Here is a 25,066-nt window from a genome sequence, read left to right on the forward strand (position 1 = left end):
AGATGTGCGTAGACACTGTCTACGAGTTCATAAGAACGAACAATCGCTCAAAATAAGGGATGGAGATGCCGCCGTATGTACCAGAAAGCGACAGATTCTGTTCAGCTATCTGAACCAATTCTCGGGTAAAGAACCATCCGTGCGCCTTGACGGTCCTTTTGGTCCGGTCCAATCTGCGTGATGCGCCATGAGCACGCCACTCCTTTACCGGATCAGGAAGGAAGTCAACGACCATGGCAGAACTCCCCCCTCCCCACCCGTTGAGCCGCCGCCGGGTCCTCGGTTCGATGGCCGCGGCAGCCGTTGGAACACCGATCGCCCTCGGACAGCTGACCTCGGGCGCCACCCCGGCCTCCGCCACCTCGCGCGCCGCGGCCGCGCAGTTGCTCTGGCATCCCGACCCGTCCAGCGACGGGCTCAAGGCGTTCGAGGGCATCGAGGCCGACCGGGGCGGAGCCCACCCCGACCGGAAGTACGTGATCGTCGAGGGTGGTGACCACTACCGCTTCAACATCTGGAAGGACGACCGGGACACCACCGGTGGCGGCGACCGCCAGCGCACCGAGTCCAAGGGCATGGTGCAGGGCGGCTCCACCCTGAAGATGCGCGACGGTGAGACGTGGAGCCTCAGCTACGAGATGTTCATGCCCACCTCGCTGCACGGCACCAGCAAGTTCACCCACATCTTCCAGACCAAGACCCCGGTGGACAACGGCGGTCCGTACATCACCCTGGACCTGGGCCGCAGCGGCAGCACGGAGACGCTGCGGGCCCGTGCGTACGCCAACTCCGGCTCACCGGACATCGCCTCGACCAACCTCTCGCCGCTGCGCAACAAGTGGATCACCATCGAATGGACGTTCACCGTCGGCTCGAAGGCCAAGGTGGGCTTCGTGGCCCGCAACGGCACCGGGTCCGGCGCCCCGGTGGCGGTCCAGGGCAGCATGTCCAATGTGAAGATGCCCGACCAGGACGACTACCAGCGCCCCAAGTGGGGCATCTACCGCTCGGTCGAAAGCGCCTCGTCGGACATCCTCGACACCTATCTGCTGTTCCGGAACTTCCGGGCATCCACGTCGTAGCCGGCGTCACCGATCGCCGGACACCGGCAGATGGCGGGCCACGGAGGCGTTGAGCCGCTCCAGGTAGTCCGTCAGCCGCGCGAGGTCCTCGTCCGGCCAGTCCGCGATGGCCTCGCCCAGCAGCCGGGTCCGCCGGGCGGCCGCCACGGCGACATGGCGGCGCCCGGTGTCGGTCAGCGCCACCCTCCGTATCCGCCGGTCCACGGTGTCCCGCACCCGGGTCACCAGCCCCGCCGCCGCCAGCCGGTCCACGACGCGCACGGCGCGGGCCCGGTCGGACAGCAGCAGGGCGGCGATGTCGGACACGGTGGGCGGCGGTGGGGTGCTGGCCTCGACGAAACGCAGCACCCGGTAGCCGGTCGGGGTGACACCTGCGGGCAGCCCGCCCAGGAAGCGCTCCCGCACCAGCGGTCCGTACAGCCCGTGGCGGGCGTGGCGCAGCTCTTGCAGCACCGCGTCAAGACCGCGCAGCTCCTCGTCCCGATCGCTCACGGACACCAGCGTGCGGCGCCGCCACCGCTCCTGGCAACGCGCATCCGCCACCGTGCACCGAGATGGTTGTCGGGGTTCGCCGTCCGGTCGCCCACCGGTAGCCCGCCGTGCCGCGCTGTTCACGGCGCCACGGTGTCCGGCGACGGCGGGTGCGTGGGAGCTTCGCCCCATGACGACGACACCGAAGAACCCGGCCACCGCACCGGCAGCCTCGGCCACCGGATCGCGGACGGCGGCCACCACATCGACCGCGTCCCGGATGAGCCGCCGGGGGCTGCTGGGCGTGGCGGGTGCCGCGGCGGCCGGTGCGGGCACGTATCTGTCCCAGCAGGAGGCGGTTGCCGCCTCGCCGGTGCTGTGGACCCGGCCGGAGGGGTCCGGGATGCCGCCGGTGAGCGGGCCGCATCTCCAGTTCGGGGCCGACGCCGCCCGGGAGGTCGTGGTGTCCTGGCAGACTCCGGTGCCGGTGAAACGGCCGCGGGTCATGCTTGGCACCCCGGCCCATGGCATGGGCACCGAGGTCACCGCGCGGACCACCTTCTACCGCGACGCCAAGTCCCGCATGAGCATGTATGTCCACCACGCCCGGCTGAGCCGGCTGCGCCCCGGCACCGACTACGTCTACGCCGCCGTCCACGACGGGGCGACGCCGGAGGCGGGGTCGTTCCGCACCGGGCCGGGCGGCCGGGCACCGTTCACCTTCACCAGCTTCGGCGACCAGGGCACGCCCACGGTGGGCAAGCTGAACGGGCCCAAGCCGCCGAAGATCACCGAGAAGCTCACCTATCTCAACGACAACCTCGGCTCGCCGTACGCCAACGACGTGACCACCGCCGTCGAGCGGGTCGCGCCGCTGTTCCACCTCATCAACGGCGATCTGTGCTACGCCAATCTGTCCGAGGACCGGCTGCGCACCTGGGCGGACTGGTTCGACATGACCAGCCGGTCCGCCCGGTTCCGGCCGTGGATGCCCGCGGCCGGCAACCACGAGAACGAGCTGGGCAACGGGCCGATCGGATTCGCCGCCTACCAGGCGTACTTCGCACTGCCCGGCAACGGCGGCGACGACGAGACCCAGGGGCTGTGGTACGCCTTCACCGTCGGCTCGGTGCGCGTCGTGAGCCTGGCCAATGACGACGTGGCCCTCCAGGACGCCGGAAACACCTATGTGCGGGGCTACTCCGGCGGTGCCCAGCGGCGCTGGCTGGAGGCCGAGCTCAGCCGGGCCCGGGGCGACCGGGACATCGACTGGATCGTGGTCGTCATGCACCAGGTGGTCGTCTCCACGGCCGACCACCCGGGCAACGGCGCCGACCTCGGCATCCGGCAGGAGTGGCTGCCGCTCTTCGACCGTTACGGCGTCGACCTGGTCGTGTGCGGCCATGAACACCACTACGAGCGCTCCCACCCGATCCGCGGCCGGGAGCCCAACGACACGATGACGCCGACCCCCGCCGCCACCCGTACCGATCTGGTGGACACCGGCGAGGGCACCGTGCACATGGTCATCGGTGGCGGTGGCACCTCGATCCCGTCGATGGACGTCCTGTTCGACACCCCGCGGTGCAATGTCATCACCGGGGTCGGCGAAGCCGGTGCGAACGGCCGGAAGACCCCGGTCTATGTGACGGAGACGGCCCCGTGGTCGGCGGTGCGCGACCGGGTGAACCCGTACGGCTTCGCCGCGTTCACCGTCGACCCCGGCACCAAGCCGGGCGGCCCCACCACCATGTCGGTGACCTACTACGCGGTCACCGGGCTCTACGGCCGTATCGAGCCCGTGGACACCTTCACGCTCCGGCGGACCCGTAGCGACGGTGACCGGCGCCGATGACGGTGAGCTGCGCCGACAAGGGCATGAGGTGATCCGTTTCGGGAACGCGGAGGGGCATGCAGACGCTGAACCGATGGGAACGGGCGATAGAGCGCTGGGAGGCATCGCTGCTCGCCAAGGTGGTCCGCGGCGAGCCCGTCGAACTCCTCGGCGCGCTGAAACGTGAATGCGACAGCCACACCGTGGTGTGCGGACCGAACCGGGTGGTCGTGCCCAACGTCTATGACGTCGAGCTCGCCGACGCGGTCCACGAGGAGCTCACCCGGCGTGGCTGTCATGTGGGGCAGGAGCTGACGGATCAGCTGATGCGCCACGCGGAGGACAAGGGCTATGAGTGGGCCGGCCCGCTCACCGTGCATGTGTCCCGGTCCGACCGGGTGCCCAACGGCAGGTACCGGGTGGCGGGCCGGCCCATGACCCATATCCGCGCCGACACGTTCGCCGACGCGACGGCCTAGTTGTGTTGTCCGGGGACGTTGGTGGGGTCTTGACTTGCTCCTCGGGCTGAAGTCCGAGGATTCTGGCCTTCTCTCTCGTTGCTGTGCCGCTACGCGGCACGGGCTTCGGGAGGGAATCCGTGGCTTCCTGCTTCGTTGCGCTGTGCCAGAACGGGTTCTGGTCTTATCGGCGCTCCACAGGCCGATACCGCCAGTCCGGCGGCCTTTTTCACGTTGCGTGCAGAGTTGATGTCCCGGTCGAGGAGGGCTTCGCAAGCGGGGCAGGTCCATTCCCGGATATGGAGGGGTTTGGGGCCGTCCACGTGGCCGCAGTACGAGCAGGTCTGACTGGTCGGCACGAACCTGCCGATCTTGATCAGGGTGCGTCCGTACCGGTCGGCCTTGTAGACGAGCATGGCCACGAACTGTGACCAGCCCGCATCGTGCACACTCTTGGCCAGTCTGGTGCGTGCCAGTGCGTTCACCGCCAGGTCCTCCACGCCGATGGCTTGGTTCTCGCGGATCAGCCTCGTGGAGAGCTGGTGGTGAAATTCGCGGCGCGTGTCGGCGACGTGGGCATGCGCGCGGGCGACCTTCAGGCGGGCCTTCTCCCGGTTCCTGGATCCCTTCTGTTTGCGGGACAGCTCCCGCTGGGCCTTCTTCAGCTTCTTCTCCGCGCGGCGCAAGAACCGCGGAGAGTCAATCTTCGTGCCGTCGTCGAGGATCGCGAAGTGCGTCAGTCCCAGGTCGATGCCGACGGTCTGGTCACTGCGGGGCATCCGGGCGGCATCGGCAGCCGGGTCGGTGTCGATGACGAAAGAGGCGAAGTACCTCCCGGCCGCGTCCTTGATCACGGTGACGGAGGTGGGGGCGGTGGGCAGAATGCGTGACCACTTCACCTTGACGGCCCCGATCTTCGGCAGGCTCAGTCGTCCGCTGCCGGTGACCGACCAGCGGGCGTTGGCGGTGAACCGGATCGACTGCCGAGCATCCTTGCGGGACTTCAACCTCGGCGCCCCCAGTTTGGGCCCCTTGCGCTCGCCCTTGAGGGAGGCGAAGAAGTTCTTGTAGGCCGTCTCGGCATCGCGCAGCGACTGCTGGAGCACGACCGCGGAGACCTCGCCCAGCCAGGAGCGGGCCTTGGTCTGTTTGGCCTGGGTGATCAGGCGCGTGGAGAGCTCCCCCGCTTTCGGGAACGGGCCTCCCGCCGCCCTGGCGTCCTCGCGGGCGCGCACGGCGTCGTTGAACACAACGCGAGCGCACCCGAATGCCCGTGCCAACGCGCCGCGTTGGGCGTGATCCGGGTACAGGCGAAAGCTGTACCGAAGCCGCATGAGAGCCACCGTACGGACGTGGGCTATGGAAGAGATGCAGGAGATCAATACTGGTCGGCACTGCGTTTTCGTGATGCATGTGCACGCGGTCTTCGTGACAAAGTTCCGGTACAACGTGTTCACGGACGATCACCTGGGTCAAGGGCGTCTCCTCACGCCGCCCGCGTCAGGAGTTCCCGAACCTGGTACGCCACTAATAGCGGGCCAACAAGCTGTGGTCGAGCTCCTACTTTGCCGGGGCCGTCGGCGGCGCCCCACTCTCCGCAGTCAGGCAGCACATCGAGCAGCACAACCGGCCGGTGTGAGCCCTGCCCGGCTCCGCCGGACCAGATCCGGCGACGCTCCGCGTCGCTACCTTCAGATTCGCTTCACCACCGGGCTGAAGCCCGATGCACTGCGAGTGAATCCCGGTAGCCATTCGCCGCCGCGGTGTTGGTCTGGTCCCCGGTGGTGCTGGTCGGGGACCAGGCGATCATGCCGAACGGCAGGGTGGCGCCCGGGTAGGTGTTGCCACCACCCGCGGAGCCGATCAGCGGGTCCACATAGGTGACGGGGTGACGTACCTCCTCCGCCCGTGTCGCCGCGCTCGCCGCGGGGGCCTCGACCAGCGGGGCGAGCAGTGCGCCGATCGCCACCGCCACTCCCCCGCCGACCAGTGCCGATCGGCGCCTGAGTCTCTTTCGCTGTGCTTTGTGTGTCTCCATCGGGGATCACGCCCTTCCATGTGTCGGGGTGAACCTATGCGCGTACGGTGACGGTGGGGTGAACCGGACGCCGGTGACGCACGGCTGACGGCGGGACCGGTCCCCGGGATCCCGCTCTACGGTTCCCGCCATGCGGATCACTTGGAGACTCGTCCTCGGCTTTCTCGCCGTGTCGGTCCTCGCCCTCCTGGCCGCCCTGGCGCGGCCGTCGTGGCCCCAGGGGCGGGGCACCGCCGCGCCGACGGCGGCGCTCACCACCGGGAAGGGGACCGAGCGCTGCACCCTGCGCGCCGCCACCCCGCGGGAGGCGGCGCGCCGGGCGAAGCCGGGGGACACCGTCTGCTTCGACGGCGATCTGTCCCGGCGGCGGCTGGTCATCACCAGGGGCGGGAGCCGGGAGCACCCCGATCACCTACGCCGGGGGCGGGGACGCCGTGGACGGCATCACCATCGAGGCCGACGATGTGATCGTGGACGGGTTCCGGTCCGTCCGGCCGGAGGCGCCCGGGATCGAGCTGACCGGCCACCGCGTCACCGTGCGGAACAACACCGTGATCGGCCCCAGGGGCGGGGACGGCGACGGCATCCGGTTCTTCGGCGACGACCTGGCCATCGCGCACAACACCGTCCGCGGCACCGACAACGGCCATGGCCGGCACGCCGACTGCATGCAGACCTTCGCCAGCGACACCCCGCCCAGCCACCGGGTCCGGATCGAGAACAACCGCTGCGAGGACATCGACAACATGTGTCTGATGGCCGAGGGCCCGGGCGAGGGCGACGGCCACGGCACCACCGGCGACTTCACCATCAGGGGCAACCACTGCGAGACGCTGCGCGCCTCCCAGGCCCTGATGTTCGAGGACGTACGGAACGCCACCATCACCGGCAATGAGTTCGCCACCCCCACCCACCACGCCATCGGCCTCGCCCTCCGCTCGACCGGCGCCCGGGTCGACGGCAACACCCTCCATCCCGGTATCCGCTACGAGGTGGGCATCGACGCCTCGTCCCGTCCGGGTTACCGGGGCCCGGAGCCGGGCGGTCTGCCGTAGCAGCCTCTGGGAGGAGGGGCCGGAGGGAGCGGGGGCGCGGGGTTCTCCCGCTCCCTCCGGGATACGTTCTCCCGCTTCTCTCGGGACAGCGGACACCCGGTCAAGCGGCGCCCGCCGCGCCGCGTGCCGCCGCCAGATCCACCGCCAGGCGCTTCTCTACCGGGACACCGGGGTCGGAGTACTGCCCGGACAGACACACCGGGCCCGTGTAGCCGAGCTCCGCCAGTTGGCCGAGCGCCGCCGACCAGTCGGCCAACCCCTCGGGGCCGGGCACGAACCAGGGTTTCCAGTGCCCGCCGACGGCCTCACCGGCCGGCTCGGTGCGCACATGGATGGCGTTCTTGAGGTTGACGATGCCGAGCCGCTCGGCGACCAGCGGCAGGGTGATCCGCGGATCGTCACCCGCCAGCGCGTCATGGGCGGCGTCCCAGATGACCCGGAAGTGCTGGACCGGCAGACCGTCGAGGAGGTCCATCACCCCCAGCGCGGAGGACACATAGCGCCCATGGTGCGGCTGCACCCCGATCTGGACGCCATACTCCCCGGCGAGCGGTGCCGCGTCCTCCAGGCGTTCTCGGGCCCGCCGGACCGAGGCGGCGTAGCCGTCGGGGCCCAGCTCGGCCATGACCCGGATCATCGGCACCCCCGCCTCCCGGCAGGCCGCGAAGACGGGTTCGCGGAGATCGCTCGCCACGCTGATCACCTCGACGCCCTCGGCCCGCAGCCGCGCGGCGAACTCCGGCAGCAGCCGTCCGGCTTCGCCGGGGGTGACGTACGCGGTGTCCCGGACCGGGATCTCGGCGCCGGTGAAGCCGAGGCCGGACACCAGCCGGCCCAGGGCGTCGCCGGGCAGCGTAGACCACGGTTTGGTGAACACGGACCAGAGAAATGTCATGGTGTCAGCGGCCTCCGAGCCCGCTCATGGTGATGCCTTTGACGAACCAGCGCTGGGTGAGGAAGAAGAGCACGATGAGCGGCACGGTGGTGATGGCGGCCGCCATCAGCAGCAGATTCCACTGGGTGCCGTTGGTGGACTGGAACACCTGGAGGCCGACGGCCGCGGTCCTGGTGGAGTCGCTGTTGGAGATCACCAGCGGCCAGAGCAGGTTGTTCCACTGGCTGATGAACTTGAACACCGCCAGGGTGGCGATGGCCGGGACGGCGAGCGGGACGATCACCCGGATGAACGTCTGCCAGCGGTTCGCCCCGTCGAGCCGGGCGGCCTCCTCGTAGTCGCGGGGCACGCCCAGGAAGAACTGGCGGAGCAGGAACACCCCGAGCGCGGTGAAGGCGTGCGGCAGGATCATCCCCGGCCAGGTGTCCACCCCGTGCAACTTCGCCACCAGGATGAACTGCGGGATCAGCGTGACCTGCGTGGGGATCATCAAAGTGGTCAGATAGACGCCGAACAGCACGCTGCGGCCCCGGAAGCGCAGCCGGGCGAAGGCGTACGCGGCCAGCGCCGCCGTGACCGTCTCCAGCAGCGCCGTACCCCCGGCGAAGAAGACGGTGTTCAGCAGATAGCGGCCCAGCGGAACGAGGTCGAAGGCGCGGCCGATGTTCTCCGGATGCCAGCTGCCGGGCCAGAAAGACGGCCGCGCCGCCATCGACTCGGCGTCGGACTGGAAGGCCACCAGCACCATCATCACGATGGGGGTGAGGGTGACCGCGGTGACCAGGAAACAGGTGAACACCAGCAGCCGCCGGGCCGCCACGGGCGAGCGGCGGAGGGCCGCGAGCGCGGGCACGTCAGATGTCATAGTGCACCAGCCTCCGCTGGAGCAGGAACTGCGCGGCGGTGATGACGACGATGAAGGCGAACAGCACCATCGATTGCGCGGCCGCGTAGCCCTGCTCGTAGTTCTGGAATCCGGTCCGGTAGATGTACATCACGAGCGTGGTGGTGGTGGATCCCGGCCCGCCGTCCGTCATCACCAGCGCCTGGTCGAAGACCTGGAAGGAGCCGATGATCGAGGTGACCACGGTGAAGAACACCGAGGGCGACAGCAGGGGGAGCGTCACCGCGCGGAAGGTCCGCCAGGGCGAGGCGCCGTCCACCCTGGCCGCCTCGTAGAGCTGCTGTGGAATGGCCTGTAGCCCGGCGAGGAAGATCACCATGCCGAAGCCGAAGCTCTTCCAGACGCTCATCAGGATCAGGGCGGGCATGGCCCAGTCGTCCGAGATCAGCCAGGCCGGGCCGTCGATCCCGAAGGCGCCGAGCACGGCGTTGATCAGCCCGTCGTGCGGGATGTAGAGCCAGACCCAGACGAAGGCCACCGCCACGGTGATCGTCGCGTAGGGCAGCAGGAGCAGCGACCGGAACACCGCCATGCGCCGCAGCCCCTGGTTGAGCAGCAGCGCCAGGCCCAGGCTGACCAGCAGCGTGAGCGGCACACTGACGAAGGTGAAGTACGCGGTGTTGCCGAGCGCCGACCAGAAGGTGGTGTCCGGGCCGAGCCGGGCGAAGTTGTCCAGCCCGATGAAGTGGGGCGGGCTGAACAGGTTCCAGTCCAGCAGCGAGATCACCCCGGCCGCGACCACGGGACCGGCGGTGAAGACCAGGAATCCGGCCAGGCTCGGCAGCAGGAACAGCCAGGCGGCCAGCGTCTCCGAGCCGTTCCGCCAGAACCGGGGGCGGCGCAGCGGGCCACGCGGGGGGCGCCGTGGGGCCGCGGTCGCCGCGGCGGGGGTTTCGACAGCCATCGTGATCCTCCAAGGGCCTGTCTGGGGTTGTGATCTGGATCAGGGAGCGGGGCGTGGTGCGTGCGATCGCAAGGCGCCGGAAGGCCCTCGTAGCGGAGCTACCAGGGCGTTTCGGCAACGCGGCGAGAGGGGGTACCTCCCAGCGGTAGCTGGGGGAGCGTGCCACGCCCCGCGAGCCCAGATCACAACCCCAGACAGGCCCTAGGTGGCCTGGCGGACGGCGTCCCGGTGCTGGCGCATCAGGGCGTTCAGCCGTGGCATCACACCGTCGATCGCGTCGCGGACGCTCACCTGGCCGAGGAAGGCCCGGGGCAGGTCCTGGCCCAGCAGCAGCCGGACGCGGTTCCAGTTGGTGGTGACGTTGAAGGGGTGGCCGCCGGCGACCTCGCCCTTCAGGATCCGCTGGACGATGCCGAGGTTGGCGGGCGGCGGTTCGAAGGCGCTCGCGGCGGAGAGCCGCGCGGGGTTGTTGCGCCCGGCCCGTGCGTAGATGTCGAGCGCGCCCGTGCTGGTGAGGGTCTTCAGCAGCCGCCACGCCAGGTCGAGGTCGTCGTTCTTGACGCCGGAGGGTATGGCGAAGCTGGAGCCCGACACCCGTGGTGTGGATCCGGCCGGTCCCGCGGGGAAGGGCACGATGTCCCATGTGAAGGGGGCCTTGCGGACATTGAGCACCTGCCACGGGCCGTTCTGCATGAAGGCCACATTGCCCTGGAGGAAGTTGGCCAGGGATGCGCCGGAGGCGTTCTGGGCGACCAGGTTGTCGATCGGCGGGGTGACCCGGTCCTTGACGAACAGATCGACCACGTAGTGGATCGCCTGAAGGGCCTCGGGGGCGTCCAGGGGGCTGGTGGCACGGTCCCCGTCGATGACATCGCCACCGGCGCAGTAGATCCAGGACACCAGGTCGTCGATGGTCGGGGCGCAGGTGAAGCCGTACTGGTCCTTCGGCTTGCTCAGCTCGATGGCCAGATCCCGGAAGGTTTCCCAGCTCATGGGCTCGGTCGGGGACGGCGGATCGACGCCGTTCCGCTCCAGCAGCGTCCGGTTGTAGTAGAGCACGGTCGGTGCCACGTCGAAGCCGATGGCGTAGGTGTGTCCGGCGAACGACGAGATGGACCGGATGGCGGGGTAGAAGTCGTCGAGGTCGAAGTCGGGGTCCGCGGCGATGAGATCGTCCAGCGGCCGGTGTGCGCCGCGGGAGGCGTAGGTGGGGATCAGCCAGCCGTTCAGGGCGGTGACCATACCGGCCGTTCCGCTGACGAGCTGGAGGTCGAGCTTGGTGGGATAGCCGTCGGAGGGGGTGAGGGTCGAGGCCGATCTGATGTGCATGCGCCGCTCGACATAGCGTCCGAAGTCGGCCCAGACCCGGTTCTCCTCCGGGCTGCTGGACCACATGGACCAAGTGGCCGTGCCCGGCGGCGGACCGGAGGAGCAGCCGCTGAGGGCTCCCGTGGTGGCGAGCCCGCCGAGGGCCGCCCCCTTGAGCAGAGCACGCCGGGAAAAGCTGGAAGACATCGTCGTCTCCTCGCTGCTGGGTCTGGGTGCGCGGTTGTTCAGGACGCGGACAGGTCCACGGACTCGGCGCGGATGCGTTCCTCGTCGACCTCGACGCCGAGACCGGGACCGGAGGGGACGGTGGCGGTGGCCGCGACGATGTCCAGGTTCTCCACGTAGAGGTCGGCCAGCAGCTCCGGTCCGTTCAGCTCGGCGGGCAGGGCCAGCTCCAGTTGGCTGAAGAGGTGCAGCGCGGCCGCGAAGCCGATACCGCAGTCGGTCAGCCCGCTGGCCAGCACCTCGAGGCCGCCCGCCAGCGCGACCTGGGCGGTCTTCAGGGCGTTGCGCAGCCCGCCGGATTTGCAGATCTTGACGACCACCAGATCGGCGGCGTCCAGGCGGAGTGTGCGGGCCAGGTCCTGGGCGGTGAAGCTGCCCTCGTCGATGGCCACCGGCAGGCCGATCAGGTCCCGGACCCGGCGCAGGGCGAGGGTGTCGGTGCCCGGCACGGGCTGTTCCACGCACGTCAGATGCGGCACCTCGCGCACCGCGTCCATCAGGCGGATGAGGGCGGTCGGCCGGTAGGACTGATTGGCGTCCAGCCAGAGGGGTTTGCCCGCGGCGACCTCCGCGACCGCGGTGATGGCCGCGGTGTCCGCCACGGGATCGCCGCCGATCTTCACCTTGTAGGCGGCGTAGTCCGAGGACTGCTGGGCGTGCTCGCGGACGGCGGCGGGCTCGCCGACCCCGATGGCCGAGCAGAGCGGCACCGTGCCCCGGAGCTTGCCGCCCAGCAGGGCGTGGACCGGCAGCCCGGCCAGTTTGCCGGCCGCATCGTGCAGGGCGATGTCCACGGCGGCGCGGGCGAACGGAAAGCCGTTGGACACCGAGGGGCTCAGTCGGCGGCTGGCCCGGGTGTGGAACAACTCGACGTCGAACGGGGTGAGTTCGAGCAGGATAGGGGCCAGATGGCGCTTGATGACCACGGCGATCGTCTCGGCGGTCTCATAGCTCCAGCTGGGCAGGGCGCGCTGTTCACCCCAGCCGACCACCCCGTCCTCGGTGGTCAGCTTGACGAAGATGACCGACCCCGCCTGATCGGGGGTGCCGACGGCACCGCTGCCCAGCACGAACCGCCGGGCGAACGGCACGGCCACGGGGAAGACCTCGACCGCCGTGATACGCGACATGGTGAAGTGACTCCTGATATGAGGTCGGTGGCGGACACGGCCGGACGCGGGGCGCGGGGGCCGGTCAGGCGGCGATGGGCCAGGAGGCGGGGTCCACGAAGCTCGGACCGCGGACGCCCTTGTCCAGCCAGTCGGCCACATCCGCCAGCACATATCCGGCCAGCGCCAGATGCCCGTCCACGGTGTCCCCGGCGATATGCGGGGAGAGCAGCAGATTCGGGCAGCTCAGCACGGACTCGCCGAGCTGCGGCGGCTCGGGGTCGAAGACGTCCAGCGCGGCGAACAGCCGCCCCGCCAGTACCTGTTCGAGCAGCGCGGTCTGGTCGACGGCCGGTCCCCGGGCGGAGTTGACCACCACGGCGTGGTCGGGGATCCGCTCGATGAGCCGGGCGCTCACCAGGCCACGGGTGTCGGGGAGGTCGGGCACATGGACGGAGACGAACGGGCAGCCGAGCGCCTCCTCCAGCGTGGCGGTCCGCACCCCCAGCGCGGCGGCCGCCTCCCGGTCCAGATACGGGTCGTAGACCACCACATCGCAGCGGAACGGTTCGAGCAGGGTGATCAGGGCCCGGGCCGTGGAGCTCGCGCCGAGGACGCCCACCCGGCGGCCGGTGAGTTCACCGCCGCGGAAGCCGCTCTGCTTCCAGCCTCCGGCGCGTACCGCGGTGTCGAACAGCGGCAGCCTGCGGGCCAGGGTGAGCATCGCCGCCAGGCAGTACTCCCCCACGGACCAGGCGATCCGCCCGGCGGCCGAGAAGACCGCGACGCCCTGGTCGAGCACCTCGCGGTCGATGAGCTTCTTCACCGTCCCGGCGGCGTGCGCCACCACCCGGGGGCCATCGCCACCGGACCAGATCGCCCGGCCCAGCCGGGGTGTGCCCCAGCTGGTCAGCAGCACATCGCTGCCGGCGGCGAGCCGGGCCACCACGTCGGCGGTCAGCGGCTCATCGGCCCAGCTCACCTCGTAACGTTTCTCCATCAGCCGCCGGGCATCGGCGCTGATCACATCGGCGGCACGCTGGGGGGTCATGGCGACGGCGAGTCTGGACAACCTGGCTCCTCGGACGGGATCGGCGCGGATCTGCCCTGTGGCGGTCGTCATGACCGTAGGGCCGCGCCGCCATGCCCGTCCAAGCCCACTTTCGCATCGCCCAATACCGTGAGGGCATGAACCTCTCCCTGCAACAGCTCCGCGGCTTCGTGGCGGTGGCGGAGGAGCGGCACTTCGGCCGCGCCGCCGCCCGCCTCAATATGACCCAGCCCCCGCTGACCCGTCAGATCCAGGCGCTGGAACGGGCCCTGGACGTGGTCCTGTTCGAGCGCACCGGACGAGGCGCCCGGATCACCGCGGCGGGACGGGTCTTCCTCGACCACTGCCACCGGGTGCTGGCCCTGCTGGACGCCGCGCCGACCGCCACCCGCCGCGCCGCCGAGGGCCGCACCGGCACCCTGCGGCTGGCCTTCACCGCGATCGGCGCGTACGCCATCCTGGCCGACGTACTGGACCTGGTGAAGCGGCATCTCCCCGATGTCACCGTCGAGTTGACCGAACTGGTCAGCCCCGATCAGTTCGCCGCGCTCTCGGAGCTGCGCATCGACCTGGGCCTGGTGCGGCCGCCCATCCCCGAGGGGTACGCCTCGCTCCTGGTCCACTCCGAGGACCTCGTCCTCGCGGTCCCCTCCGGCCATCCGCTGGCCCATGACGACGGTGACACCCCGGTCGCCCTGACCGACGTGGCCGACGACTACATCGGCTACAGCCCCGAGGGCTCCCGGTATCTGCACGACATCTGCGCCGCGATGATCGGCGTGGACCGGTACGCCGTCAGCCAGTTGACCTCCCAGGTCCCCACCATGCTCGCCCTGGTCCACGCGGGCCTGGGCTGCGCGCTGATCCCCCGCTCGATCATGACCATGGGCGTCCACGGCGTGCGCTACCGCGAACTGGCCCCGGCCGACGCCCACTCCGTCACCCTCCACGCCTGCTGGAGCCCGGACAGCCCCAACCCGGCCCTCCAGCGGCTGGTGGACGTCCTCGGCCAGGAGCGCCCGGGAGGCGGCTGTGAGATAGGCCATAGCGGGCGGTAAGTAACGGTCCAAAGATATATAAACAGCCGCCAGGCCATTGAGCGGAGGGCCTTCGTGATCCGTATTCGCCGGTGCAAGCACGGGCGGACACTGCTCCGCACAACGACCGGCGTCCCCGCCAGGAGGCTCTATGCGATCCCGGTACTTCGTGACAGGTACCTCCCTCCTCATAGGTTCCGTGGTGGTCACCCTCGGTGTGATCATGTCGCCCGTCCTGACGGGTGTGCAGCAGACGAACCAGACGAACCTGGCGAAGACGAGCTCGACCCAGTACGGACCGCTCACCGGCGCCGACCGGGACTTCGTGGTCAAGGTCCGGCTCGCCGGACTGTGGGAGTACCCCGTCGGTGAACTGGCCCTCAAGAAGGGCACCACGGCGGCGGTGAAGACGGCCGGTGAGCATCTGATCGTGGGGCATGCGCAACTGGACGACTCCGCGCGCGACATCGCCCCCAAACTCGGCATCACCCTGCCCAACAAGCCCACACCCCAGCAGCAGGGGTTCCTGGACACCCTGACGGCCGCCACGGGCAAGAACTTCGACAGCCAGATGGCCCAGATCCTGCGCATCACCCACGGCCAGATCTTCAGCTCCATCGCCAAGATCCGGGCGACCAGCAAGAACACCCTGGTGCGTCAGCTCGCCACCCAGGCCAACAACACAGTGCTCGACCACATCACGCAGATGGAGAACACCGGGATGGTCGACTACGAGCGGCTCCCCGCCCAGATCACCTCGACCCCGACCCAGGGCCCGAACTTCACCAAGCCGGTGATGCCCAAGCCCGGTGAGCCCATGGTCGTCCTGAAGAAGCCGGCCTCGCTCGAGGGCAAGGGTGAACCGCCCACGGCGTCCCCGCCCGCACCGGTCGACGACGCGCCGGGCTCCTCGGCCTCCCCGACCACTCCGGGCGCCACCTCCTCCCCCTCCGCGCCCACCGTTCCGTAACACACCGTCAGGAGAGCGCAGACAAGCCGGGTGAAACGCGGGCGGTTTCCGCCACATCGGTACCGTCAAATCACGCCACTCTGTGCGCCGCGGGGGTGCGAAACGGCTCCGGAAGAGCCTCTTGAACCCCCTCGGCGGGCACCGCGCCGCGCCCCGGCTCCACGCGTATGCGTACTCGACCATCGCACGACCGTCTACTGACCCATCCACCACGCCTGCAATAGGACGGTGGAATATGCGCCCGCCCATCTGTGGCCCGGTGGGCCCCGCACCCGCTAGGAATCGTTCAGAGGGCCGATGACCGGCCCGGCGACGCCTCCGACAGGGGCCGCCGGGGCCTAAGGGGCCCATGGGGCGGCGGACCCTACTACGCACCGCCCGCCATTTCCGAGCATTACTCGATTTAACCCCCAAGAGCTGAACCCTGCGTAACCTCGCCGTCACTGGCGAAGCGCCATCAGTGGGCGCCCGCCATGGGTGACGCAGGGAGGGGAGGCCGCATGCCCGGAATCGACGAGTGCTTACTGGAAGCGATGACCGTGAACGGCGCGCGCGGAGCCGCCGTGATCGAGTGGACCAGCGGACTCGCGCTCGGCATGGTCGGCGAGGTGCGCGACGAGGACCCCGAGGCCACCGCGGCGGAGACGGCGGAGCTGGCCCGGATGGCCGCCGAGCAGCGGGCGTTCGCCGCGCTGGGCCCCGGGAGCGGCAAGAGCGGCGCCGACCCGGACGAGGCGGACGGGGAGCCCGCCGTCGAGGACGTCATCGTCACCACCCGCACCTGCTACCACCTGCTGCGCTTCGTCGACACGGCCTTCGACAGCGGCGTCTTCTTCTATCTGTGGCTTGACCGCCGGGAGGGCAATCTGGCGCTCGCCCGGATCCGGCTGCGCGACATGTGCGGGCGGCTGGCGCTGATATGAGCCTGCCGCACCGGACCGGGGGCCGAGCCGGGCGCGCCCCCAGCCTCACCGGGCTCGCCGACGAGCGGGCCAGCGGCGCCCTGCTGTGCGACGCGGGCACGGTCTATCTCCGGGACGGCCAGGTGGTGCACGCCGAGAGCCCCGTGGCCCCCGGGATCGAGGTGCTGCTCACCACCGGTGGGCGGCTGACCGCCGACAGCTGGCGGGAGGCGGTGGGCCGGACCGGCGCGGTCGGGCGGTTCCTCGTCGACAGCGGTCGGCTGTCCGACGCGGAGCTGGAGATCTGCCATCTGGGCGCGCTGTTCGACGCGGCGTACTTCGCGCTGGGGCACGGCAGCGGGCCGCGCGGCTTCCAGCGGGGCGCGGCCCACTGGCTCGGGCCGGTGCGCCCGGTGGGCGCGGTGGCCGTCGAGCGCGAGACCCGGCGCCGCGGCAAGCTGCTGGACGCCCTGTGGCCGTATCCGCAAGTGGACACGGAGCCGGTGGTGCTGCGCCGTCCCGATGGCCGCGCCCCCGCCGTCACCCCCCGTCAGCGCGCGGTGCTGGCGCTGGCCGACGGGGTCCGCACCCCGGCCCGTATCGCCCGCGAGCTGGGCCGTCCCGCCTTCCACACGCTGATCGACATACGGCGGCTGGCGGCCGCGGGCCATGTCGCCACGCCGCGCCCCACACGTCCGGAACATCCGGGCCGCCCCGGCCCGCCCGCCGGTTCCGCCGGTTCCACCGCTTCCGCCCCGCCCGCCCCGGACCGCAGTCCCGGCGCGGTCGTCTTCACCGATCCCGATATCGACCTGCTGCGTCGGCTCCGCGATGCCTTGGAGGCAACCCTGTGATTCCCCCGACCGACCCGCCCGCCCCGTGCGCGGCGTCATGAGGCTCACCCTGCGGCAGCGCACGGAGCGGAAGTGGCTGCTGGCCGCCGAGCCCGAAGTGCTCGAGGAGCTGCGCCGGCTGCGGGCCCGGGTGACCCATGTGACCGGCGCCCTCGCCGCCACCAGCGACGGTGTGGTGCTGGCGCATGACACGGCCACCGTCGAACCCGAGGGCGTGGCGGCGCTGACCGCCGCGGCCCTCGGGGTGGCGCAGTCGCTGGCGGGTGCCACCGGGCGGGGTGCCTTCCGTGAGCTGCTGGTCCGCGGTGAGAACGGCTATGTGGCCACCTACGCCGCGGGTTCCACCGCCGTGCTGACCGTACTGGCCGCTGACCGTACCAACGTCGGCCGCCTCCATATGGAGGCCCGGCGCTCGGGCGCCCGACTCGCCGATCTGGTGGGCGTCGCCCTCAGCAGGGCCGAGCAGCCCTGACTTCAAGACCTCCCCCGCCCGGCGCGCACACCGCGCGCCGAGAACCGACCGCACATCACCGACATCGAAAGGAACAGCCACGATCATGGCGAACACCCAGACCGCGCTCAAAGAGGCGATGACGTCCATAGAGGGCTCCCTCGGCGCCGCGCTGGTCGACTACTCCAGCGGGATGGCCCTCGGCACCGTGGGCGGAGGAAAGGATCTCGACCTGACGGTGGCCGCGGCGGGCAACACCGATGTGGTGCGCGCCAAGGTGCGGACCATGGAGCAGCTCGGTCTCCAGGACGGCATCGAGGACATCCTCATCACCCTCGGCAGCCAGTACCACCTGATCCGGCTGCTGAGGGGCCGGGACAGCCAGGGCCTCTTCCTCTATCTGGCGCTGGACAAGAAGCGGGCCAACCTGGCGATGGCACGCCACCAGCTGCGCAAGATCGAGGCCGACCTGGAGGTCTGAGCGGTACGGACCCGATCCTCGGCCCGCTAATCCGGTGGGTCGGACCGACCCACCGGACGGCGGCACGCTAACGGACCAGGCAGGGCCGCTTGTTGTCGAAGGTCCAGCCCGGAATGAGATAACGCATGCCGACCGCGTCGTCCCGCGCCCCCAACGCCTTCTCCTGGTAGAGGGCGTGGGCGGCGAGGAGCCGGTCGCGGTCGAGCCGGATCCCCAGCCCGGGAGCGTCCGGGATGGCGATCTCACCGCCGGCGATCCGCGGCGGCTCGACGGTGAGCCGCTCCAGCCCCTCCTGCCAGATCCAGTGGGTGTCCAGGGCGTTGTACGTGCCCGGGGCGGCGGCTCCGCAGTGGGCCACCATCGCCAGGGAGATGTCGAAGTGGTTGTTGGAGTGGCAGCCCCAGGTCAGGCCCATCTCATGGCAGAGCTGGGCCACCCGTACCGACCCCTGCATGGTCCAGAAGTGGGGGTCGGCCAGCGGGATGGAGACGGACTGGAGCGCGAGTGCGTGGGTCATCTGCCGCCAGTCCGTGGCGATCATGTTGGTGGCCGTGGGCAGTCCGGTGGCGCGCCGGAACTCGGCCAGGATCTCCCGGCCGGAGTAGCCGTCCTCGGCGCCGCACGGGTCCTCGGCGTAGGCGAGGGTGCCGAGCAGCGGCCGGCACAGTTCGATCGCCTCGCGCAGCGACCAGGCACCGTTGGGGTCGAGGGTGATCCGGGCCTCGGGGAACCGCTCCTTGAGCGCCCGTACCGCCTTGACCTCCTCGTTTCCCTCCAGGACCCCGCCCTTGAGCTTGAAGTCGGCGAAGCCGTAGAGGTCGTAGGTGGCCTCGGCCTGACGGACGATCGCCTCGGGGGTCAGCGCCTCCTCATGGCGGATGCGGTACCACTCGGCGTCGGCGTCGGGTTCCCGGACGTACTCCAGATCGGTCCGGTCGGGGTCGCCGACGTAGAACAGGTACCCCAGGACCCGTACCGAGTCGCGCTGCTGTCCGTCGCCCAGGAGCGCCGCGACGGGTACCTCCAGATGCTGCCCCAGCAGGTCCAGCAGGGCCGATTCGACGGCGGTGACGGCGTGCACGGTGGTGCGCAGATCGAAGGTCTGGGCGCCCCGGCCCCCGGCGTCGCGGTCGCCGAACCGCTGCCCGATCTCGCGCAGCACCCGCTTGTAGTCGCCCACCCGCGCCCCGACGACGAGGGATTCGGCGTCCCTCAGCGTCTGGGTGATCTTCGCACCGCCGGGCACCTCGCCCAGTCCAGTACGGCCCTCGGAGTCCTCGAGGACCACCACGTTGCGGGTGAAGTAGGGGCCGTGGGCGCCGGAGAGGTTCAGCTCCATGCTGTCCCGGCCGGCGACCGGATAGACGGAGAACGAGGTGACGGTCGGCTGGCTCATCGTGGCGTCCTTGGGTCGGGGGCGGTCAGACCTTGAGTGTCGGACCTCGAGTGTCAGACATTGAGTGCTTCGAGGGCGGCCTCGACGGCCAGCACGCCGCCGAGGCCGAGGACCGCGAGCACGGTGGTGTAGGTGGTGCGCGCCTTGATGGCGTCGATGACGGAGAGGTTGAAGTACTCCTTGAACATCCAGAAGCCGGGGTCGTTCACATGGCTGAAGGCGATCGATCCGCAGGAGACGGCGAGGACCATCAGCTCGGGATGGACTCCGCTGTTCTCCAGGAGCGGCTGCACCACACCGGCGGCGGTGACCACGGCGACCGTGGCGGATCCGAGCGCCACCCGCAGGACGACGGCGATGAGCCAGGCGAGGATGATCGGCGAGATGGACCAGTCGTCGGTGAGGTCCTTGATGTAGTCGGATATCCCGCCCTCGACCAGGACCTGCTTGAACGCGCCACCGGCGCCGATGACCAGCAGGATCATCGCCATCGCCTGGGCGGCGGAGTTGCAGGAGGCGCTGACCTCGGACAGGCCGCGGCCGATCCGCGGGCCGAACGCCCACACCGCCAGCAGCAGGGTCAGCAGCAGGGCGATCGGCGCGGATCCGATGAAGGTGATGAAGTGCAGGACCGGGCCGTCGCCGGAGACGGCCATGTCGGTCACCGCGGCGCCCGCGATCAGTACCACCGGGACCAGGGCCACCGAAAGCGACCAGCCGAGGCCCGGCATCTCCTCCTCGGTGAAGGTGCGCTCGCTGACCAGGCCCTTGGGGATCTCGGGGTCCATCCGGCGGACGAACGGCAGGCGCGGCCACACCAGGGCGATCAGCGCACCGGCCGGAACGGCGATGAACAGCCCGTAGAACAGGGTCAGGCCGACGGAGGCGTGGAAGGTCGAGGCCACGGCGGTGGGCCCGGGGTGGGGCGGCAGGAAGCTGTGCATGGTGGACAGGGCGATGGACATCGGAAGGCCGACCCACAGCAGGTTCTTGCGGGTGACCCGGACGATGGTGAACGCCACCGGCACGATGATGACGAAGGCCACCTCGTAGAACATGGTCACGCCGATGAGCATGGCGGTGACCACCATCGCCACCTGGACCCAGCGCAGTCCGAAGGTGTCGATGAGGGTGTTGGCTATGCGCTGGGCCGCGCCGCAGTCGCCCATGACCCGGCCGACCATGGCGCCCAGACCGACGACGAGCATGGTGTCGCCGATCTGACCCCCGACGCCCTCGCCGAGGACATCGGGGATCTTCTCCATCTCGACCCCCTGCACCAGCGCGACGCCGACGGCCACGAGGAGCAGGGCGATGAAGCCGTTGAGCTTCAGCTTGGTCATGAGGAACAGCAGGATCGCCACGCTGATTCCGACGACGACTAGAGGCATGTCTTCAGTTCCCCTTTGAACTGCGGCCGGTTGAGCCGGAGACTCGAACGGCTGCCAGACGGGCCAAGGAGTCCACGTACATGCACTCCGTCTATATATGCAGATGGAGGCTAGAGGGGTGAACACCGCCGGTCAATGGGTATGGCCATGGATCCATGACCGGCATGGTGCGAAACGGGCCTATCGGGCGCCGAACTCCGCCTCGGCGCCCGTCCAGGCGCGGGCCTGCTCGCTGAGGGTGATGCCGAGACCGGGCCGTGCGGACACCCGCATCCGGCCGTCGCGGATCTCCAGCCGCTCGTTGAACAGCGGCTCCAGCCAGTCGAAGTGCTCCACCCACGGCTCCTGCGGATAGGCGGCCGCCAGATGGAGGTGGATCTCCATCGCGAAGTGCGGGGCGAGCTGGAGATGGTGCTGCTCGGCGAGGGTGGCCAGCTTGAGGAACTGGGTGATGCCACCGATGCGCGGTGCGTCGGGCTGAATGATGTCCGCCGCGTTGTGGCGTATCAGCTCCCAGTGTTCGGCCACGCTGGCCAGCATCTCCCCGGTGGCCACGGAGGTGTCCAGCGAGGCGGCGAGGGCCGCGTGGCCGGCCGCGTCATAGGCGTCCAGCGGCTCCTCGATCCAGACCAGGCCGAACTCCTCGAAGGCGCGACCCATGCGCTGTGCGGTGGGCCGGTCCCACTGCTGGTTGGCGTCCACCATGAGCGGTACGTCATCGCCCAGGTGCTCCCGTACGGCGGTCAGCCGGCGCAGGTCCTCCTTGCCGTCCGGCTGGCCCACCTTGATCTTGATACCGCCGATTCCACTGGCCAGGGAGGCCGTCGCGTTCTCCAGCAGCTGCTCGGTCGGCGTGTGCAGAAAGCCACCGGAGGTGTTGTAGCAGCGGACGCTGTCGCGGTGGGCGCCCAGCAGCTTGGCCAGCGGCAGCCCGGCCCGCTTGGCCTTGAGGTCCCACAGGGCGATGTCGAAGGCCGCGATCGCCTGGGTGGACAACCCGCTGCGTCCCACTGAGGCGCCGGCCCACACCAGTTTCGTCCAGATCTTGGCGATGTCGCTGGGGTCCTCGCCGAGCAGGGTGGGCGCGATCTCCTGGGCGTGGGCGAACTGGCCGGGCCCTCCCGCGCGCTTGGAGTAGCTGAAGCCGATGCCCTCGTGCCCCTCCTCGGTGGCGAGTTCGACGAAGAGGAAGGCCACTTCCGTCATCGGCTTCTGGCGCCCGGTGAGCACCTTGGCGTCGCTGATGGGAGTGGCCAGGGGAAGGACGACCGAGGACACTCGGATCCAGGAGACCCGGTCGAGGGTTGCCTCACCTGCCTGCTGCGCGGCGTGCGTTGCCGTATGCGATGTGGTCACCACGTGTTGTCCCTGTGTGTGGGGCCCGTATGCGGGGCGAGTGGATGTCGTCGGAACCGCCCCGGGCGGCCGACGAGCTCCTTTGCAAGCTAAGGTCGCCAGACGATCTACGTCTAACTTAAAATTGGCATGCGTTGATACCGGGAGAGCATCGTTGTTCACGCTCATGCAACTCACCAGCTTTGTGACGGTCGCCGAGGAGCTGCATTTCACCCGGGCCGCGGAGCGGCTGAAGATGACCCAGCCGCCGCTGAGCCGCCAGATCCAGCTGCTGGAGACCGAGTTGCGGGTCCAGTTGCTGGAGCGCACCAACCGTTCGGTGCGGCTCACCCCCGCGGGACGCGCCTTCCTCACCGAGGCCCGCCGCATCCTGCGCCAGTCCGAGCACGCCGCGCTCGCCGCCCAGCAGGTGGCCACGGGCGAGGCGGGGAGCATCGCCATCGGCTTCACGGCGGCCAGCGCCCACTCCGTACTGGGCACACTGCTGGAGATCGCCCGTGCGACCATGCCGGGCGCGGAGATCACCCTGCGCGAGATGGTCACCCGTGACCAGTTGGAGGCCGTCACCGAGCAGAGCCTGGACCTGGGCCTGGTGCGGCCCTCGGTCACCGGCCCCGATCTGCGCTCCCGGCCCGCGGCCCGGGAGCGGCTGCTGGCCGCCCTGCCGACCGGGCATCCGCTGGCGGCGGGCGAAGGGCCGCTGAAGGTGGCCGACTTCGACGGGCAGGAGCTGCTGATGTACTCGCCCATCGAGGCGCGCTACTTCAACGAGCTGCTCATCAGCATCTTCCGCGCCGCCCACGCCACCCCGGTCTTCTCCCAGTACCTGAGCCAGGTCCACACCATCCTGGCGCTGGTGAACGGCGGCTGGGGCGTGGCCCTGGTCCCGGAGACCGCCGCCCGGCCGCGCTACCCGAACATCGCCTTCAAATCGGTGGAGCTCACCACTCCGGAGCCGGTGGAACTCAACCTCGTGTGGCGCAAGAACAACGACAACCCGGCCCTGCACGCACTGCTCCGCCACTCGGCCGCCCTTCTCCCCGCCCAAGGAGCCTGACCGCCGTGACGCACAGAACCTCCGGTGGCCTGCTGCGGCGCCACCGTGACTTCCGGCTGCTGTGGTGCGGTGAGACCGCCGGGAAGTACGGAGCGGCCGTCACCGGAGTGGCGATGCCACTGATCGCGGTCACCACCTTGCACGCGGACACCTTCGAGGTCGGCCTGCTGACGGCCGCGAGCTGGGCCCCCTGGCTGGTCATCGGCCTTCCGGCGGGGGCCTGGGTGGACCGGTGGCGCCGACGGCCGGTCATGATGGCCGCCGCGGCGGTCTCGCTGATGCTGTTCGCGAGCGTCCCGGTGGCCGCCTGGTGCGGTCTGCTGAGCATCGGACTCCTGCTGACCGTCGCCCTGTTGACGGGTACGGCCGCGGTGTTCTTCCAGACCGCCTACAGCGCCTATCTCGCCGGCCTCCTGGACCCCGAGGACCAGCCCGAGGGCAACGCCAAACTGCACGGCAGCGCCTCCGCGGCGCAGATCGCCGGCCAGGGTTCCGCCGGTCTGATCGCACAGCTGGCGGGCGCGGTGAACGGGATGTTCGTCAACGCGGCGACGTTTCTGGTCTCCCTCGCCTGCCTGACCGGCATCGGCTTCCGCGAACCGCGCGTCCCGGTGGCCGAGCGCCCGCCCCGGACGCTGGCCCGCGAGGTGGCCGAGGGGCTGCGGCTGATCGCCCACGACCGGTGGCTGCGCACCCTGACGCTCTTCGCGGCCGCGTCCAACCTGGCGCTGATGGGATACCAGTCGATCCGGGTGGTCTTCCTGGTTGGGACCGTCGGCCTGTCCCCCGGGCTGGTCGGTGGGCTCATCGCGGCCGTCAGCCTCGGCGGCGTCGCCGGGGCGTTCTGCGCACGCCGGGTGGCCGCCCGGGTCGGCGACGCGCGGGCGACGCTCCTGTTCGAGCTGGGGCTGGCCGTGGGCGCGCTGCTCATGCCGATGACTGCCGAGGGACCGTGGGTCGTGCTGTTCGTGGCGGGCGGTTTCTGCGTCACCGCCGGTGTGGTGGCCGGCAATGTCATCAAGGCGAGCTTCCAGCAGCGCTATTGCCCGCCGGAGCTGCTCGGCCGGCTCACCGCCTCATCGGCGTTCGTCAGCTATGGAACGCTGCCCCTCGGAGCCCTCCTCGGCGGTGCGCTCGGCACCGCGCTGGGCCTCCGGGCCGCCATGTGGATCACCACGGCGGGGATCCCGCTCGCCGGGCTGATCCTGCTCTTCTCCCCCATCCGGCGCTCCCGCGACCTTCCGGCGTCCGCACCGGCCCGACCACGTCGGGAAGCACCGGCCACGTCATGAAACGGAGCTCTTCCCATGGCCACTCCTCGCGTACGACGCGTCGCGGGGCCCGGGACGCTGGCGGCCCGTGACGATCTCGCGGGCGCCCACTACGCCTCGGCGTTCGCCTTACCGGTGCCACGGGCCGGGCCCCTGACCGCCGAGCAGTGGGCCCGGGCCGTCTTCGAGGGCACTCCCGCTCCCCTGCGGCGGTTTCTGGTGCTGAGCTGGACGTTGGGGCTCGGCCTCCGGCTGGGCCCCAGGACCTCGCCGCGCCATGTCCTGGGGTGGACGGTCTCGGACGCGGCGGACCACTCGCTGACCCTGACCGCTCCCCGCTGGTGGCCGCGCACAACGTCGTGGCCGTCGAGGACACGAGGGTCCTGTGGGCGACCTTCGTACGGTTCGACCGGCCCGCCGGCCGCCCGCTGTGGGCCCTGGCCGCGCCGATCCACCACCGGACGGTTCCCCGGCTCCTCCGGCGGGCGGCGCTCGATGCGGCGTCGGCCGGGGAAACCACCCGTGGTGACGGCCGGTTGCCGTAG

The 25,066-nt window shown here is 70.1% G+C and carries 24 protein-coding genes and 2 pseudogenes; 14 read left to right on the forward strand and 12 right to left on the reverse strand.

Going from position 1 to position 25,066, the window contains the following annotated elements; all coding sequences use genetic code 11:
• Positions 1 to 233: 233 nt before the first annotated feature.
• Positions 234 to 1,082: a hypothetical protein gene (locus ABD329_RS09505; RefSeq protein ID WP_198276744.1), complete on the forward strand. Its 849-nt coding sequence runs from the start codon at positions 234 to 236 to the stop codon at positions 1,080 to 1,082.
• A gap of 6 nt (positions 1,083 to 1,088) precedes the next feature.
• Here ABD329_RS09505 and ABD329_RS09510 read toward each other — a convergent pair whose 3' ends face one another.
• Positions 1,089 to 1,574 carry a MarR family winged helix-turn-helix transcriptional regulator gene (locus ABD329_RS09510; RefSeq protein WP_198276745.1) on the reverse strand — a complete coding sequence of 162 codons (486 nt, stop codon included), beginning with the start codon at positions 1,572 to 1,574 and terminating at the stop codon, positions 1,089 to 1,091.
• Between the two features lie 169 nt (positions 1,575 to 1,743).
• Here ABD329_RS09510 and ABD329_RS09515 point away from each other — a divergent pair, with 169 nt between their 5' ends.
• Positions 1,744 to 3,408 carry a purple acid phosphatase family protein gene (locus ABD329_RS09515; RefSeq protein WP_246618395.1) on the forward strand — a complete coding sequence of 555 codons (1,665 nt, stop codon included), beginning with the start codon at positions 1,744 to 1,746 and terminating at the stop codon, positions 3,406 to 3,408.
• 56 nt (positions 3,409 to 3,464) lie between these two features.
• On the forward strand, positions 3,465 to 3,866 hold the full coding sequence (locus ABD329_RS09520) for a DUF3662 domain-containing protein (RefSeq protein ID WP_198276746.1): 402 nt from the start codon (positions 3,465 to 3,467) through the stop codon (positions 3,864 to 3,866).
• A gap of 89 nt (positions 3,867 to 3,955) precedes the next feature.
• Here the strand turns inward: ABD329_RS09520 and ABD329_RS09525 are convergent, their stop codons facing one another.
• A complete protein-coding gene (locus ABD329_RS09525) occupies positions 3,956 to 5,179 on the reverse strand; it encodes an RNA-guided endonuclease InsQ/TnpB family protein (RefSeq protein WP_198276747.1) in 1,224 nt (407 codons plus the stop codon).
• A gap of 25 nt (positions 5,180 to 5,204) precedes the next feature.
• Here ABD329_RS09525 and ABD329_RS09530 point away from each other — a divergent pair.
• Positions 5,205 to 5,484: pseudogene (locus tag ABD329_RS09530) on the forward strand (transposase).
• A 105-nt stretch (positions 5,485 to 5,589) separates the two neighbouring features.
• Here ABD329_RS09530 and ABD329_RS09535 read toward each other — a convergent pair.
• Positions 5,590 to 5,883, reverse strand: a pseudogene (locus ABD329_RS09535) (GH92 family glycosyl hydrolase); the annotation flags it as partial.
• A gap of 434 nt (positions 5,884 to 6,317) precedes the next feature.
• Between ABD329_RS09535 and ABD329_RS09540 the strand changes: the two are divergent.
• Entirely contained in the window at positions 6,318 to 6,938 is a 621-nt protein-coding gene (locus ABD329_RS09540; protein ID WP_309142698.1) for a right-handed parallel beta-helix repeat-containing protein, read from the forward strand.
• 100 nt (positions 6,939 to 7,038) lie between these two features.
• Here the strand turns inward: ABD329_RS09540 and ABD329_RS09545 are convergent, their stop codons facing one another.
• The 6 genes from ABD329_RS09545 to ABD329_RS09570 form a co-directional block, all read right to left on the reverse strand.
• Positions 7,039 to 7,833: a sugar phosphate isomerase/epimerase family protein gene (locus ABD329_RS09545; RefSeq protein ID WP_198276748.1), complete on the reverse strand. Its 795-nt coding sequence runs from the start codon at positions 7,831 to 7,833 to the stop codon at positions 7,039 to 7,041.
• 4 nt (positions 7,834 to 7,837) lie between these two features.
• On the reverse strand, positions 7,838 to 8,698 hold the full coding sequence (locus tag ABD329_RS09550; RefSeq protein WP_198276749.1) for a carbohydrate ABC transporter permease: 861 nt from the start codon (positions 8,696 to 8,698) through the stop codon (positions 7,838 to 7,840).
• Positions 8,688 to 9,641: an ABC transporter permease subunit gene (locus ABD329_RS09555; protein ID WP_198276751.1), complete on the reverse strand. Its 954-nt coding sequence runs from the start codon at positions 9,639 to 9,641 to the stop codon at positions 8,688 to 8,690. The genes ABD329_RS09550 and ABD329_RS09555 overlap by 11 nt, the downstream gene beginning before the upstream one ends.
• Positions 9,642 to 9,842: 201 nt before the next feature.
• On the reverse strand, positions 9,843 to 11,156 hold the full coding sequence (locus tag ABD329_RS09560; RefSeq protein WP_198280589.1) for an ABC transporter substrate-binding protein: 1,314 nt from the start codon (positions 11,154 to 11,156) through the stop codon (positions 9,843 to 9,845).
• Positions 11,157 to 11,194: 38 nt separating this feature from the next.
• Positions 11,195 to 12,325 carry a mandelate racemase/muconate lactonizing enzyme family protein gene (locus ABD329_RS09565; protein WP_198280588.1) on the reverse strand — a complete coding sequence of 377 codons (1,131 nt, stop codon included), beginning with the start codon at positions 12,323 to 12,325 and terminating at the stop codon, positions 11,195 to 11,197.
• Between the two features lie 64 nt (positions 12,326 to 12,389).
• The gene (locus tag ABD329_RS09570; RefSeq protein ID WP_198280587.1) at positions 12,390 to 13,376 is read right to left on the reverse strand and encodes a hydroxyacid dehydrogenase; all 987 of its coding nucleotides are present in this window, start codon (positions 13,374 to 13,376) and stop codon (positions 12,390 to 12,392) included.
• A 116-nt stretch (positions 13,377 to 13,492) separates the two neighbouring features.
• Here ABD329_RS09570 and ABD329_RS09575 point away from each other — a divergent pair, with 116 nt between their 5' ends.
• From ABD329_RS09575 to ABD329_RS09600, 6 genes are all read left to right on the forward strand, one after another.
• A complete protein-coding gene (locus tag ABD329_RS09575; RefSeq protein WP_246618954.1) occupies positions 13,493 to 14,413 on the forward strand; it encodes a LysR substrate-binding domain-containing protein in 921 nt (306 codons plus the stop codon).
• A gap of 130 nt (positions 14,414 to 14,543) precedes the next feature.
• On the forward strand, positions 14,544 to 15,362 hold the full coding sequence (locus ABD329_RS09580; protein ID WP_198280585.1) for a DUF4142 domain-containing protein: 819 nt from the start codon (positions 14,544 to 14,546) through the stop codon (positions 15,360 to 15,362).
• Positions 15,363 to 15,862: 500 nt separating this feature from the next.
• Complete coding sequence (locus tag ABD329_RS09585; RefSeq protein WP_198280584.1) at positions 15,863 to 16,285, forward strand: hypothetical protein; 423 nt, start codon at positions 15,863 to 15,865, stop codon at positions 16,283 to 16,285.
• A complete protein-coding gene (locus tag ABD329_RS09590; RefSeq protein WP_344316224.1) occupies positions 16,282 to 17,118 on the forward strand; it encodes a transcriptional regulator in 837 nt (278 codons plus the stop codon). Before ABD329_RS09585 ends, ABD329_RS09590 begins: the two co-directional genes overlap by 4 nt.
• Positions 17,119 to 17,155: 37 nt before the next feature.
• Entirely contained in the window at positions 17,156 to 17,590 is a 435-nt protein-coding gene (locus tag ABD329_RS09595; protein WP_344316225.1) for a roadblock/LC7 domain-containing protein, read from the forward strand.
• 85 nt (positions 17,591 to 17,675) lie between these two features.
• Complete coding sequence (locus ABD329_RS09600) at positions 17,676 to 18,050, forward strand: hypothetical protein (protein ID WP_198277609.1); 375 nt, start codon at positions 17,676 to 17,678, stop codon at positions 18,048 to 18,050.
• A 67-nt stretch (positions 18,051 to 18,117) separates the two neighbouring features.
• On the opposite strand, the gene ABD329_RS09605 is transcribed toward ABD329_RS09600, so the two are convergent.
• The 3 genes from ABD329_RS09605 to ABD329_RS09615 form a co-directional block, all read right to left on the reverse strand.
• Positions 18,118 to 19,446, reverse strand: a complete 1,329-nt coding sequence (locus ABD329_RS09605) for an enolase C-terminal domain-like protein (protein WP_198277608.1) — start codon at positions 19,444 to 19,446, stop codon at positions 18,118 to 18,120.
• Between the two features lie 53 nt (positions 19,447 to 19,499).
• Positions 19,500 to 20,837 carry a gluconate:H+ symporter gene (locus ABD329_RS09610; RefSeq protein ID WP_198277607.1) on the reverse strand — a complete coding sequence of 446 codons (1,338 nt, stop codon included), beginning with the start codon at positions 20,835 to 20,837 and terminating at the stop codon, positions 19,500 to 19,502.
• A 180-nt stretch (positions 20,838 to 21,017) separates the two neighbouring features.
• A complete protein-coding gene (locus tag ABD329_RS09615; RefSeq protein ID WP_198277606.1) occupies positions 21,018 to 22,196 on the reverse strand; it encodes an L-talarate/galactarate dehydratase in 1,179 nt (392 codons plus the stop codon).
• 151 nt (positions 22,197 to 22,347) lie between these two features.
• Between ABD329_RS09615 and ABD329_RS09620 the strand changes: the two genes are divergently transcribed.
• The 3 genes from ABD329_RS09620 (at position 22,348) to ABD329_RS09630 (ending at position 25,066) form a co-directional block, all read left to right on the forward strand.
• Positions 22,348 to 23,250 carry a LysR substrate-binding domain-containing protein gene (locus ABD329_RS09620; protein WP_198277605.1) on the forward strand — a complete coding sequence of 301 codons (903 nt, stop codon included), beginning with the start codon at positions 22,348 to 22,350 and terminating at the stop codon, positions 23,248 to 23,250.
• A gap of 5 nt (positions 23,251 to 23,255) precedes the next feature.
• The gene (locus tag ABD329_RS09625) at positions 23,256 to 24,542 is read left to right on the forward strand and encodes an MFS transporter (RefSeq protein ID WP_198277604.1); all 1,287 of its coding nucleotides are present in this window, start codon (positions 23,256 to 23,258) and stop codon (positions 24,540 to 24,542) included.
• 320 nt (positions 24,543 to 24,862) lie between these two features.
• Positions 24,863 to 25,066: a hypothetical protein gene (locus ABD329_RS09630; RefSeq protein ID WP_306420123.1), complete on the forward strand. Its 204-nt coding sequence runs from the start codon at positions 24,863 to 24,865 to the stop codon at positions 25,064 to 25,066.

It is taken from the genome of Streptomyces javensis (assembly GCF_039525925.1).
Lineage (GTDB): Bacteria > Actinomycetota > Actinomycetes > Streptomycetales > Streptomycetaceae > Streptomyces > Streptomyces asiaticus.